This is a genomic window from Roseovarius tolerans, assembly GCF_900109855.1.
In the GTDB taxonomy this organism is placed as follows: domain Bacteria; phylum Pseudomonadota; class Alphaproteobacteria; order Rhodobacterales; family Rhodobacteraceae; genus Roseovarius; species Roseovarius tolerans.
In genome coordinates this window covers 1-12,520 of record NZ_FOBO01000011.1, presented here as the reverse complement: position 1 = coordinate 12,520, position 12,520 = coordinate 1, and the positions used below count along the sequence as shown (strand labels likewise).

Annotated in this window: 10 protein-coding genes; 1 reads left to right on the top strand and 9 read right to left on the bottom strand. The window is 53.1% G+C overall.

The genetic code is table 11. The features are described from left to right. Positions 1-3 precede the first annotated feature (3 nt). Genes BMX04_RS11630 through BMX04_RS11615 form a run of 4 tightly spaced genes read right to left on the bottom strand, consistent with a single transcriptional unit; the run spans position 4 to position 1,572 of the window. Positions 4-285 carry a hypothetical protein gene (locus BMX04_RS11630; RefSeq protein WP_074786697.1) on the bottom strand — a complete coding sequence of 94 codons (282 nt, stop codon included), beginning with the start codon at positions 283-285 and terminating at the stop codon, positions 4-6. Then, entirely contained in the window at positions 282-497 is a 216-nt protein-coding gene (locus BMX04_RS11625; RefSeq protein WP_074786695.1) for a hypothetical protein, read from the bottom strand. The genes BMX04_RS11630 and BMX04_RS11625 overlap by 4 nt, the downstream gene beginning before the upstream one ends. Continuing rightward, positions 494-697 carry a hypothetical protein gene (locus BMX04_RS11620; RefSeq protein WP_074786693.1) on the bottom strand — a complete coding sequence of 68 codons (204 nt, stop codon included), beginning with the start codon at positions 695-697 and terminating at the stop codon, positions 494-496. Before BMX04_RS11620 ends, BMX04_RS11625 begins: the two co-directional genes overlap by 4 nt. Beyond that, on the bottom strand, positions 694-1,572 hold the full coding sequence (locus tag BMX04_RS11615; protein WP_074786691.1) for an ArdC family protein: 879 nt from the start codon (positions 1,570-1,572) through the stop codon (positions 694-696). The genes BMX04_RS11620 and BMX04_RS11615 overlap by 4 nt, the downstream gene beginning before the upstream one ends. Positions 1,573-2,049: 477 nt before the next feature. Here BMX04_RS11615 and BMX04_RS11610 point away from each other — a divergent pair, with 477 nt between their 5' ends. Continuing rightward, positions 2,050-2,967, top strand: coding sequence for a GIY-YIG nuclease family protein (locus BMX04_RS11610; RefSeq protein WP_074786689.1), 918 nt, complete (start codon positions 2,050-2,052; stop codon positions 2,965-2,967). A 174-nt stretch (positions 2,968-3,141) separates the two neighbouring features. Here BMX04_RS11610 and BMX04_RS11605 read toward each other — a convergent pair whose 3' ends face one another. The 5 genes from BMX04_RS11605 to BMX04_RS11585 all read right to left on the bottom strand — a co-directional run. Then, a complete protein-coding gene (locus tag BMX04_RS11605; RefSeq protein ID WP_074786687.1) occupies positions 3,142-5,928 on the bottom strand; it encodes a phospholipase D-like domain-containing anti-phage protein in 2,787 nt (928 codons plus the stop codon). 16 nt (positions 5,929-5,944) lie between these two features. Continuing rightward, a complete protein-coding gene (locus BMX04_RS11600; protein ID WP_074786685.1) occupies positions 5,945-8,881 on the bottom strand; it encodes an anti-phage-associated DUF1156 domain-containing protein in 2,937 nt (978 codons plus the stop codon). 10 nt (positions 8,882-8,891) lie between these two features. Then, positions 8,892-9,464 carry an anti-phage-associated DUF3780 domain-containing protein gene (locus tag BMX04_RS11595; RefSeq protein ID WP_074786683.1) on the bottom strand — a complete coding sequence of 191 codons (573 nt, stop codon included), beginning with the start codon at positions 9,462-9,464 and terminating at the stop codon, positions 8,892-8,894. After that, positions 9,464-12,241 carry a DUF499 domain-containing protein gene (locus BMX04_RS11590; RefSeq protein ID WP_217644466.1) on the bottom strand — a complete coding sequence of 926 codons (2,778 nt, stop codon included), beginning with the start codon at positions 12,239-12,241 and terminating at the stop codon, positions 9,464-9,466. The genes BMX04_RS11595 and BMX04_RS11590 overlap by 1 nt, the downstream gene beginning before the upstream one ends. Positions 12,242-12,307: 66 nt before the next feature. After that, positions 12,308-12,520, bottom strand: a 213-nt coding sequence (locus BMX04_RS11585) for a transposase (protein WP_139194544.1), incomplete at its 5' end; no start/stop codon positions are given.

The following is a 12,520-nucleotide window of genomic DNA, read 5'->3' as shown; positions in this document are numbered from 1 at the left end:
GACTCAATCGTGGTTCCATGCCTCAGCATCGCCCAGCAATTGCCGTGCAAGTGCGCGGGCCGCGCCTTTGGCGCTTTCATAGGTTGGATGATCAGGCAGCTCATGCAGATCAAAAGGCTGTTGCGGATCGTCAGGTGTCTCGACCCTGATATAGATCGCCCAGCCATCGATCTGCGCTGGATCATCACTATATTCCTGCCCGCCATCGGGTAGATTGCAGAACCCATGCAGACGCACGCTGGCGCGGCCCTCGCGGGCTGCTTGTTTGATTTCAGAATACTTCATTGCAAAACCTTCGCACTGTCGGTGATGAAAAACTCTTCCGGCCGTCCGTTCAGGCGTGTGCCGTCACGATTGGTCAAACCGATCGCTGAGCCGTTCCGTGTGAATGTGATGAGGTACTTCCCGAGGCAATCGCGCGTCACGACATACCCGTTGTTCATCCAGTAGACGCCGTTGCCCGCGTCCACTGCCGTTCTGATCTCGACCAAGGTCATCGCAGCGCCTCTTCGAGAATTGCAAGAGCTCCCAAACAGTCGTCAATGTAGGGCTGCTCCTCGCCTTCCAGATCTCCCCGCTCCAGCCGGTTCAACACCTTAAAGAGCGTGGCGCGGGCCTCACGGGCAGCGCTCCGAAGGCTCACGGTATCCTCCGGACGCGCGATCGAGAAATCATCGCTGTGATAATCAGGGATCATGCTGCCACCTCCTTGCTTTGACCTGCTGTGTGCAAAACAAAGTCGGCAGCTTTCTGCGCCTCAGACGCCGCACGAAAAATCGCCCGCTTGTCTTCTTTGAGGGCCGTCAGCCAACCCTCTACATACGCTGCGCTTTGGCCAAACTCCGGCAAAACGCCAATCTGTGCCCCCAGAAAACAGGCTCCGATCTCAGCTACCAATTCTTCGAAAGCGTAGGCCTCTCGGTTCGCAAATTTCTTGATCCGCTCCAGACGTTTTTCGCTGCCGGTCCAATGGATCGCCTCATGGGCCAACGTCCCATAATAGCCTGCCGCATTGTGAAACGTGGCAATCGGCGGCATATGGATTTGATCTTTTGCGGGGCTGTAATAGGCGCGCGGGTCGTCACTGGTGAGGATCTCCGCCCCTGTCCGGCAGAAAAACGCCTCAAGCTCTGGATCTTTCGCTGTGCCAAGGTCGCGCGGGGCCTCGGGCCGAATGTAGTAGTCTTCGGGCAAACCTTCGATCTGATCCGCATTGAATACGCGATAGGCGCGCGCATAGGGCAATTCTTCCTCAACGCCAAAATCGTTCTCTCGCGTGAAAGTGCCGTATTTGACAACGGTCGAGGATGTCTGTCCCTTGAGAACCTGACCGCCTAACTCTTGCGCCTGTTTATAGGTCATCCAGCGGCTGGACACGTAACCGTTCTTTGCCGCCATGACCCAGAGCATCAGGATATTGATCCCGCGATACTCTTCGCCATTGTGACGGGTTGGCAAGGCAATGCCGGACGCGCTACCAGTCCACGGCTTGCGCCATGGCGGCGTGCCTGCTTCGATCTCTGCAATAATGGTGTCGGTGACATGGGCATAAACATCAAATTTCGGTGCCATTTGTGGCCTCCTGTTCAAAGTGACGCGGGCAAGGCTTGGTGCCTTCCTCCCGCAGATGGGCTGCGCCTCGGCCACCTGATCTGACCGAATACGCATGTATTTGGCGGAACAGAGTGGGAGAGGGCAAAGCCCGACCCATGGCCCTGAACGGGGCTGTCAATCGGCCACATTTGCGAAGAAAATGTCTGCGCCAAAAACCGACGCAAATTTGCCGCGCGAGGAATGGCTCGCTTGCGAGACAGGGGAAATTGGTGGCTGTTTTTGGGGATGGACTAAGGTTGACCGCCACGGTCAGGGATGTTGGGCGGACCAAACAAAGAAAGATGCCTGGATTGGGGAGAGCGGGCCATAGGCCCGTTGAGCCCCGTTACAGTCCGTTTTTAACAAGCCGTCCTCACGGGACGACAATCATGTAATTTCGTGTTTTAAGTGTGCTGCGCAAGAAATTGTTAGAATCATGTTTTTAGGGAAGAAATCGTGCAAGCAGAGGGCTCATTCGGTCGAACAATCCAGCTTTTTCTCGTAGACGGGAAACCAACCGGGTTACGAAAAGCGACGATCCATGGTTGGACAGGTTTGCTTTTTGTAAGCGGGGCTTCCGCTTTCGGTGACCTTACTGCTCGTGACGAGGTCGATCGGACCGGCATCTACATACTGTCGGGTCCCGATCCTGAAAAAACCGGTGCGACCCGCACCTATATTGGCTCTGGAAACTCCGTGGCTGAGAGGATCAAGCAAAGCGCAATCAAAAGAGACTTCTGGGAAACGGCCATCACCATCACAACAAGTGACGATGACCTATCCAAAGGGCACGCGGAATACCTTGAGGCGCGGCTTATAGAACAAGCCGCCCAAGCAGGCCGCGTCACGTTGGACAATGGCACTCAGCCGGACACAACCAGACGAAGATTACCAGAGGCCGACGTCGCCAATATGGAGCAGTTTCTTTCAAACCTGCGCATCATCCTGCCCGTGATCGGCCTAGAAATGCTCAAACCACAACCGCGTGCGTTGACACAGACAGCGAAGCCGGTCGATGAGCGGACAGAAGGTGATGTGCAGTTCGAGATCCGCCACAAGAGCGGCGTCAAAGCGACGGCTGTCGAAGAAGACGGAGAGTTCATTGTGCTGGAAGGTTCCGAAGCGCTCTCCGAAACCGGCTATGTGCAACAAAGCTATGGGGGCTTGAAGGAAAAGCTTATCTCAGATGGCGTGCTAATTCCGGTCGACACTCAAAAACTAAAGTTTGCAAAGCCTTGGCCATTTACCAGCCCGTCAGCCGCAGCAGCGGTCGTCTTAGACCGAAACAGCAATGGACGAACCGAATGGAAGGTAAAGGATTCGAAGCAAACATACCATGATTGGCAACAAGCAGAAGCCAACACACGTATCTAGGTTGGGCGCCTATCATGCTCGCTTTATCGTCGCTTTTAATTTGAAATCTTCCACTCTAAAATTACTGATTGGACGTAGAGCGCAAATACGCAACCAAAAACAACATATAGCACCCATGATAAATATCACTTATAAATCAGTATATTACGGAAAGCCCTTCTCCATGAAGTGTGACTAAATCGCTTCTGGATTTTGATCTCGCTTTTTCCAAGGACGCATCAACTTCTCTTCAATATCACGCCGCGCGACGACTTTGGTCCAGACTTCCCATCCCCTATCATCTCCATCTACGCTGAGAAAGTCACCATATCGAAGACTAAAAACATCAGCAGGACTATCGGGCTTCGTGAATGTCTTTAGCTCCGCCTCAAGGAGCTCAATATCTTCAATCCAGCCATCCTCAATCGTATCGGGCAGCGAGCCAAGTATATCATAACGATCCTGCATCCGTTCAGACAGGCGTTGATAGACAGTTTCGTCGATTGTTCCTGCGTAAACTAAATTCGCCATGTCCACCTCACGGCGTTGCTGACCATACCGTTTGATCCGCCCAATTCTCTGCTCAAGCCGAGAGGGGTTCCAAGGTAGATCGACGTTAATCAAAGAACCCAATGTCTGCAGGTTTAGTCCCTCACAAGCCGCATCGGTGGCACAGACGACCCTAAGTTTACGCTCTTTGACACCCTTTTTGATGTCTTCGCGATCCACGCTCCGCCACTCTCCTCCAAGAAGTACACCGGACTTCCCAACCCCAGCATAGACGGCGACCGGCTCAGATGGATGTTTTTCGCTAATCATCTCTCCGACCCAACGGGCAGTATCATAGTATTGTGAAAATATTATGCATCCGAGCGCTAACCACCCCTCCTGATCTAGGTAATGCATCACGGCGCGACCTTTAGGATCTTCTTGGCGTGCAGATGTGAGGACTTCAAGTACACGCTCGAGGTGTTGTGCTTCCACATCAACGGCAGCGGAATAGGCTTCCACTCCCATATCCTCGATAGCTTCAAGAAGATCTGGATCGTCGGTCTGTTCCAACAAAAGCCCCTCTCGCCTACGTTCTAGCATCTTCGTTGCAGTCGAAATTCCGGCGGCAACGGATGAGCAGATACGCTGCATCATCAAGTTGCCGAGGAATCCTGTCCCAGCCTGACGTGCTTTCATGGCGCGCGTAAATAAACGCACTTCGTCGTAAGCGCGATCGTAGAAATGAGGAGTTCGGACTGCGTTTCTCTCGAATACGCCTGGAGCCGTCCCCGTTCGCGGGTGTATATTGACCGCAATCCTATCTAACAGTCCTGCATCCTCCAACGTCTTACGACGTCGCAAAACCACGTGACGTCCGAGCGGATTGTGATAGCGCATAAACGGCAGCTTTCGGGCGATCTCACCGCGCTCCAATAAATCGTCAAGTTCTCCCCGAGTAAAATCGTCCAGATCCGCAACGCCCTTGTCGGTAAAGAACGAGCGATCTTCGACCTTAAGGTCGTCACGGACATCCCGGAAAACCGAAGCTTCGCTTGAGTGAGGCAGCGGTGACCGGAGCCATGGCCAGGCGGTTTCTGGGTTAGGAAGAGTTTCCTTTCCGGAAATCAAGTCGAGCGATTGCTCTGCGTCCCACCATCGAGAGACACTTGGCCTACCGAGAACGTGATCCTGTCCATAAGCTAGGAGTTTCATCAGATCCCAGATTTCGTCTCGATTGGTCTGAATAGGGGTCGCAGTGCCGATAACTAAATGGCGCGTCCGACCAGCAAGTCGTTCCATTGCCTGATAGAGCTTTCCTGGCTCAGGTTCTTCAATACCAATACCACGTCGCACACGTGCCTTATGACCTTCATCAAGGGCAATCATGCCATAAGTGCCGCGCATCAGGGCCTGCGCTTCTGGACCTCCTTTTACCAGAAGTCCCGTCGAGACAATCCCGATCTGAGATGGACAGCGCAAAACATCTTCAGGGTCACGAGACCGATATAGATGCCCTCTATGATCGAGCCATCCTTTCTGTGGTGCACGCGCCCATACGCACGCGGGAAGACCGAGCTTATCCCAAAGTTCCATTTGCCATTGAAGAGTGAGGGTTGCTGGGCAGAGGATTAAAAATGGACCTTGCCCCATTAACACTGTTAGAGCGCCCGCCGCAGCCATCGACAAGGTCTTTCCAACTCCGACCTCATCCGCGAGCAGAAGGCGGGCTGCGCCATAATTCTGGTCGTGCTCAACGAAGATCTTAACAAACGCCTTTTGCCAGGGAGCCAAGCCCTCTCCACGGCGCACGAGCGGACTCTCCACTGTAACCGACTTAGCCAACCCTATCGGGTCATCGCGCATTTCTTCTACATGCACTTCGACCTTCTCGGCAGTACGACCAATTTCGTCGATCACTGCTTGTGAAAGCGGAACACCTTTCTTCCAAAGCCAATCAAACTCATCTTGAACCCAAGACGCCGCTTCTGGCGCGGGATCTTCCCAAATCATCTCATAGGATTGAGCCCAACCGTTTGCAGTCTCATTGATGGATCCGATGAAACTTGACGTCGTGCCGTCAGGCCTTGTGATCACGCCAGCCTTCCCATGCAAGAATGGAGCATTGTCGCGAGAAACAACCCTAATTTCAACATTCCCAGCGGTCAGGATTTGATAGAGGCGTCGCCAGCGTGGACGCTCCAACAAGGCATCAAGTTCGTCACCTTGCTCGTGCCAACGCTCGACCTGCGCTTGGTCGCGAGCCTTTTGACTAAGGGTGGCTGCGGTTAAGTCACGAGGGTCTAGATCTGCATTACAAACAATTCGGACACGACCAATAGTGCTGATTTCTTCATGAATTAAGTCGAAAACCGATGAGCGAAAGTACCCTGCGATCCGGTCATAGGTCTCAGCCCCCTGAAGCCGATCTTTCAGAAAGACGTGGCTCAAACGTTGATTGCGTGAAGAGAAGCGAGAGATCAGATCTGCCATCTTGCGACCTCCCGCATCAAATTCGTTCCGTCTGGATTGCTGTACCAAGGATCCGAGCCGCGCTAGCTTCTTCAGGCTCGGACTCCCCTCGCTTCGACGCCATATAAGCGCAAAGTTGGACTAAAACATCACGTTTTCGTACATAGTCTGGGATCAGGTCGCGCAACTCTTCGAGGACATCCTCTACCTCATCCTCTTTTCCAACACGCCATATCCCGCGCAAGGTAAGGCGCACGATGCTATCCCGACCAAACGGGACGCCTTCTGCCATTGAGGTTTTGCCAAGTTTGGTCCCTGTTTTTAGCTTAGCGTCATTGGGACTATTCGATGCCATCATGTCGTCATAGTCCCCAACTCGGAACGCCTTAGCAAAGTTCTGGAACTGGTCCAACTTCGCCTCACCGGCTTCCTCAACATCCATCATCTTGAGGTAAAAGCGCTCCGATCCGTTGAAATCAAGCCAGAGCTCTCTTTCAAGCCCTTCAGGAACCAGAAACTCGTTGGCGGTCTGAACGGCGAATTCGGTTAGCTCGTCGACGAGGGTTTTCTCACCTTTCTTACGGGGGCGCAGCGCCTCGCGGGTCATGTCGTTGCCATCGATCTTAGTATAAGCGGTTAAAACTCGCAGTGCGGCTGCATAGCCTGCCATCTGCAAGTCAGCGTCATTGAAGATGTTTTCTCCTCTGGCGGCGTCCATCTGATCGTTAAGTCCGATCATGTCCTTAATCTGGCGCTCAACTTCGTCACGAATTTCGTGGACGATTTCGTCTGTATACCCAGATTGCGCACCTTGACGTTTCTTCAAAACAATCATGTGTGTACCCTGAACGTAGCCGCCTTTCTTCAGTTCTGTCATAGTCTCGGTTGAAACGTACCAGTCCTGGACGACTTGGAGCCCAGCACCCCAGAAAATTTGAGCCATATCCGACCATGTCTTGGCGTCCTGATGGGTGAACTGGACGATTTGCAAGCCATTGTCCGACATTTGCTCGGTCATTGCCTCGTAAGCATCAATCATCGCAACCTTGAATGGCTGACCTTCTCCTTTGATGGCGAGACTTCGGCGCGAGTCCCAAATCCAATCATTGAATGGTTCTGGCGGATCTTTTCGAAGCCAAGCGATGAAGAATTCGGTTATTTCATCATAGTTAACAGCATCCGCATATGGAGGATCAGTTAAGTAAATATCTGCGGATTGCGACACACCGGCGGCTGCCACGTTGCTAATGTTGCCAGAGCCGCCAACTGGAGCGCATCCAGGGACGTCTTCCAAATACGTCCTAGCGAAACCAAAAGATCTGACGCCATAGTTGGGAAAGGTATTGAGTGCCTGATTGTAGAAGGTTTGCGCCACGGACTCGCGTGCGGCGCCCGTGCCATAGCGGCAGAGCTTGGAATTCCAATCGATAAATTTCGCGGTGAAGACATGTCCTTCCGGGGAATTTTTCGCTTCACTTCTGGTCATCGCAATAAACATTATCTGCCTTGGGCTGAAGAGTTGGTGCCAATACGCCCAGCCTCTTTCCCGGATAGGTTGACTATTGTTGTTTCCATGCTCGATCTGCATATCCGAAACAAATCCAACCTGCTGCCAAGCGGCCAAATTCTCTGCTACATAGTCGATGACCTCTTTCTCGCGAACGAGGTCTTTTGCCGTTACCGTTGCAAACCATGTACGAGGGTTTGCTTTGCCTTTTTTGAGATCCTTCGCGTCCATCCATTGGATTGCGTAGAGCCTCTCCTGGAAAATATCATCTGGGCGGGGAATTACTTCATTTTCCTCCCAGAGCCGAAGGGCGTTGCCATTTGCTCCGTCTTCGCCTCGATAGTCGCCTCGGATCTCCTTGATTGACACACCCAGTTCGTCATTGAGCATCGGATGAAACATGCGACCGCTCTGAATCGTACCAGTCTCTGCAGCTTTCACCTCCGCGTCTGTGACGCCATTGAGAATCTCAATATCGTAGCGCTTGTTGGCATGGTCTGGAACCAAACGCGCAATCGTATTCCGCTTTTTCGAAATCATCCAAGTTGGTGAGAGGGGGACCATCCAACCGGTTCGGGGGCACATGGTCTCGATGCAATACAAGTAGAGTTTTGCGCGATTACCCTTCTCATCGTGCTCGATCCCCAAATCGCTGATCTTTCGATCGACGCGATCAGCGATATCTTGCATCTCGCGCTCGATCTGCCCGTGACGTTCAGGGGTGGCCCCCACGATATTAAAGGAGGCCCAGCTAAGCATGCACGCCACAGGATTCAAATCCGACGCAAGGACATCGCAACCAACCCGTGCAGCCTCGAACGGAATTGACCCAGACCCTGAGAATGTATCAGCCAGAAGAGGCCGCCGACCAAACCGCATTATCCCGAGTTGCTCCACTAACTCGGGAATTGAACGCGCATTTGTGCCGAGGTGATCATTCACCTCCTGCCATATGCCGCTCAGAAGGTCTCGTTCGGCCAACTCCTCTGGCCGTTTCACATGCGCAAGCCGTTCTGCATAAGGCATGTCCATAAAGGCACGCGCGATACGTTTCTGGCGCTCGCGCGGGTCAAGATCATCCCGCCAGTTCCAACGTCCGGTGTCATCAGCAACTTCGTGGGCGTGTTCTGGAAATAGTTTTGCGAATGCGGTCGGTCCGCCTTCAAAACGTCGGCCGAATGTCTCATCCGACATGCCCATAAGCTTCTCGAAAATTTCGACATCGCGTTCTAAGTCTTCCGTCGCTGGGAGCAACGTGGCGAGCACACAAGCACGCGTCAAGATCAATGGCTTACGCCCTTTCCAATAGGACCCGAGGCCCGTCAGGGTCTGGCCTTGAACAGCCTTTCGCTCCTTTTGTGTCTCCGCCGATATTTTAGCAGTCGGCCATGCCTTCTCAATTAAAGAAGGTTCATCACGCAGGCTGAACGGCACGACTTCTGAGGCCTCGTTGGCGGTAAGTGTCATTATTAATTCCTCAAAGGTCTTTAAATAAATCTGGGGTCTTTTCGGCGGTGGATTGGGGCCGTGGTCGACGGGTAGCAGCTGCAACCTCATCACCCTCTCGGATCAACGCATGACGGATAGCTGCACGCCAACCAGTTTTTGGACTGTCCCACTCACCTCCATCCTTGTCGATCTGCTGAAACAGCCACCAGAGCTCCTCCGGGCGATGAGACGACCAACGCGTGAACGCGATGGCTGCCTCGTCGGATGTTGCATCCTCAATGGCCCAAGCAAGTACGCAGAGTTCGCGCCCCAGTATGCGTTCGATACGGTTTTCGCCGGTGGCGAAACGGGACGATTTTAGATCTTTCTCTTTCAGGCGTCGATTTAGATGCCCTTTCACCCCCTCCGACACCTGTCTCCAAGCATCTCGGGGGATCGCAACTCTACACAGCTTTTGTGCCGAGGTTCCCAAGGCTGCCGCACCGAAGTCTTCCCATACCTCGACCAGATCCGTGCGGCCTGTTGGGATCTTTACTAGAAACTGATGTGGAAGCGGGTCATTAGGCACTCCGAATCCGTGCGTAATTGCTTTTTCAGACATCACGTTCCTTCCTGCTCAACATCCTCGACTGAGATATCGATGCCGACTTGGGTCGCGAAATCCTTCATTGTATGCCCATCGGGAAAGTCAGCCTCTCGGAACCGGAGTTGTACTTCGGCGTCGGCCTGTCCGAGTGCTGCTCGCAATCCCTCGATTATCGCCTCAATTTCCTGGCCGTTCAGGGCAACATCTCCGCCGCTGCGGACTCGGAGGCTTTTCTCACCTTCCCCGACCGTAACGCTAACCCCGTGGAACACGATGGTTTCTCGTCCCTTAGATGCGCGAACAACCCGGAGAACTTCGCCCTTTGTTGCAAACTGAAAGTCCCGCTTCGCTTTTGCAGGAAGATCATTGTCGATCGTTTTCTTCGCACCGACAGCATCAAAAGTGAAGCGACGTTCGGCCGAGACCCCCCCTTTGATAGCATAGACATAGAGAGTTGTTTTCTGGGTCCCATCGATTTCAATCGGAGCACCATCATAGACGGCTCCATCCTTTGGATTAATCCCAGTTATGTTCCAACGCAATTCAGCGTCCGGCTTAGCTTCAAGGGCAACCTGCCACATCCCCGCGTTGTCTCGTCTGTCATGCGTAATGTTGATTGACCCAGTCCAACGATATGGCTCAGAAGAATCTCCTGAATCCAAATTGCGTATTTGGAACCACAGCTCCACCTCAGTTGTACGATAAGTCCTATCAATAATTAGCTCGGCAGAGCTTAGCCCATCTTTGGTTGTAGCGACGAGCACCTCAGGGGTTTTGCCAGCATTTGAAACTGCTATTTCAAGTTCACTTTCCCCGATCGCATCCTCACCACCGATGCGCGTGACTCTGATCGTGGGGTGAGGCGGCGGTGGATTCTTATCGACATATCCGTTTTCTTCAATCCAACGGCCTTCTGCTAAAGCCGCCGCTTTAATTTCTTCCATACCTTTGGGAGGAAGCCATATCCATCGAGGGTTTGACGCAGCCCGCTCCAGCACATCAGACCATCGCGTTCGAGAAGTAGCGTCAGGAAATAGCTGATCCTCACAGCGTTGAATCAAACCATCCATCCGGTCGGGGTCCAATTCCACGAGCTTTTTTGCTCCCCCCCCGGAGAGAGCAGCCTCCACCGCTTTTTCCCCTAGGATAACGCCCTTTTCCTGGTAGTGGCTCAGATCGATACGTGCGCTCTTCAGGTCCTTGGTCTGCGGATACCAAACTGCGTTGAAGAGGCTTTTTATGGTAGAATTAAACCCGATCTCAGTGGTTTCCTGCTCCGCTTCGATCTCCCGCTGGTGACGAGGCGTGTCAGCCACAATCGACTTCACGGCGGCAATGGCAAGAAGTCGACGAACGCTGTCTTCCGCACTAGCCATCTTCGATCCATCGCCTGCAACGACGCAGAAAGCATTTTTATAGACAACATCATTGAAGAAGCGAGCAGCAGCCGCTGGCGGGGATTTCGCATCAGGGGAGAGAACTAGACAGGTCCGCTTTGAAGGGGTCAAGTTCACTTCGTCAACTCTGGGCAGAACTACCAAATCCGCGTAAGCGAGTTTAGTTACAGGCCTGAAGATGTCAGTCAGGCGGCGGCGCATTTCTTCGTCGACGCGGTCTTGCGGAACCTTTCCAACCTTATCTTCAATCTGCTTTCGGACGTTGGCGATGTCTGAGAAATACCACCTGTTTCCATCCCTATTGTGCAAATACCAGCATCGGTCACGCAGTTGGTCAAACGCTTCGATGAAGCGCGTCGCTTCTTTTCCAGGGGCCACCAAATACTCGACCACCGTGTCGCGTGGCAAGCCGCGAATGCCGTCTGTGTTGTCCGACAATGAAGTTATAAACAGAAGGGTCGCGACCTGCGAAGCGGCCCTATCGTTTCGATCCCCATCGATCCCCTGCGCGTGCGCTGATCCGTCTGTGTCGTAGATATCGCTTGCGAGAGCGGACTCAAGTGACCGCTCGATCTCCTTGACTTGGTCTCGTGTTTCCTGGTCCGAAAAGTCTAGAAACTGAGCACCAACCAGAAACACCTCTTCTTCCTTGTTCGCCCAAACCCCGCGTAACAGGTTCGCAGTGAATTGGATCAGACCTCTGGTTTGGCGGAACTTCTCATTCTCTTTAAAAAGAGACAGGATGTCTTTGTAACTCGGGTGAAAAGGGTAGGAACCAACTATTTCATCTGCCATCTGTTCTGCAGATTTCGCGAGAGCGCGGCCCCGAATGGCCTCCTGGTACGTGGCAAGGTAAGCTTGGGATACCCGCTCAACTTCATCCCCACTTGGATCCGGTAGCTTGGTGAACAAGCGTTTTCTTAGGATATCGTAAATTTCTCCAGTGTTTAAGTCGACTGGCGTGATCGACTTTGCCCCGCGACTGGTTTCCTTTTGAAGGTCAGCAAGTTGCCCCCCAAGAATTCTACGCGCTTCGTCGTAGGCCGCGTCAAGAGATGCAACCACCACAACACAGCGCTTAAGCTTCATGGCCGCAGAAAAAAGGTTCGCAAGGGAATATTTAAGTAGATCCAGCAAGGTGCCTTGTCCTACTGACTTCGTGTGAGCCATCGCAAGATACGTAGGTAACTCATCAAGCATGATGAGAGTGGGGCGATCGCCGATCAGCCGCATCCAATCACCTTCGGTCATCTCCCTTGGCCCATTGATCCAGTGATCCCTAAACGTATCAGCCTGACCGAGCTGTTCCGCGATATCTCCCCAAAGGCTTATCCCTTTTGTTCCGGCGGGACTACATGTTGAGGCGACAGAGTTCTTGATTGTGGATTGAGGCACGGATTAGATCCGTTTGCAGCGTTGCTCGGGCATGCAGAGCGTAGCTTTTACCGTGAAAGACGGTTCTCAGACGCGCTGATCGACGAAATCACGATAGGTCGCCGGTGCGAGACCGGCCCCGATCCCGAGCAGCGTATCAAAAGCGCTCTGCATGTGTCGCCGCCGGTTCCAGCGGAACACGAACTCGTCAAGGTAGCGTTGCAGATGGCGTTTCCTGAGGCCGTGAAACACACCTTTCGCCCATCGCTTCAGGTTGGAGAACACGCGGTGAACCCAGTG

What these genes read in the sequence shown, in the direction of transcription:
- BMX04_RS11630 (WP_074786697.1), bottom strand. Translation starts at nt 285, where the DNA reads ATGAAGTATTCTGAAATCAAACAAGCAGCCCGCGAGGGCCGCGCCAGC.
- BMX04_RS11625 (WP_074786695.1), bottom strand. Translation starts at nt 497, where the DNA reads ATGACCTTGGTCGAGATCAGAACGGCAGTGGACGCGGGCAACGGCGTC.
- BMX04_RS11620 (WP_074786693.1), bottom strand. Translation starts at nt 697, where the DNA reads ATGATCCCTGATTATCACAGCGATGATTTCTCGATCGCGCGTCCGGAG.
- BMX04_RS11615 (WP_074786691.1), bottom strand. Translation starts at nt 1,572, where the DNA reads ATGGCACCGAAATTTGATGTTTATGCCCATGTCACCGACACCATTATT.
- BMX04_RS11605 (WP_074786687.1), bottom strand. Translation starts at nt 5,928, where the DNA reads ATGGCAGATCTGATCTCTCGCTTCTCTTCACGCAATCAACGTTTGAGC.
- BMX04_RS11600 (WP_074786685.1), bottom strand. Translation starts at nt 8,881, where the DNA reads ATGACACTTACCGCCAACGAGGCCTCAGAAGTCGTGCCGTTCAGCCTG.
- BMX04_RS11595 (WP_074786683.1), bottom strand. Translation starts at nt 9,464, where the DNA reads ATGTCTGAAAAAGCAATTACGCACGGATTCGGAGTGCCTAATGACCCG.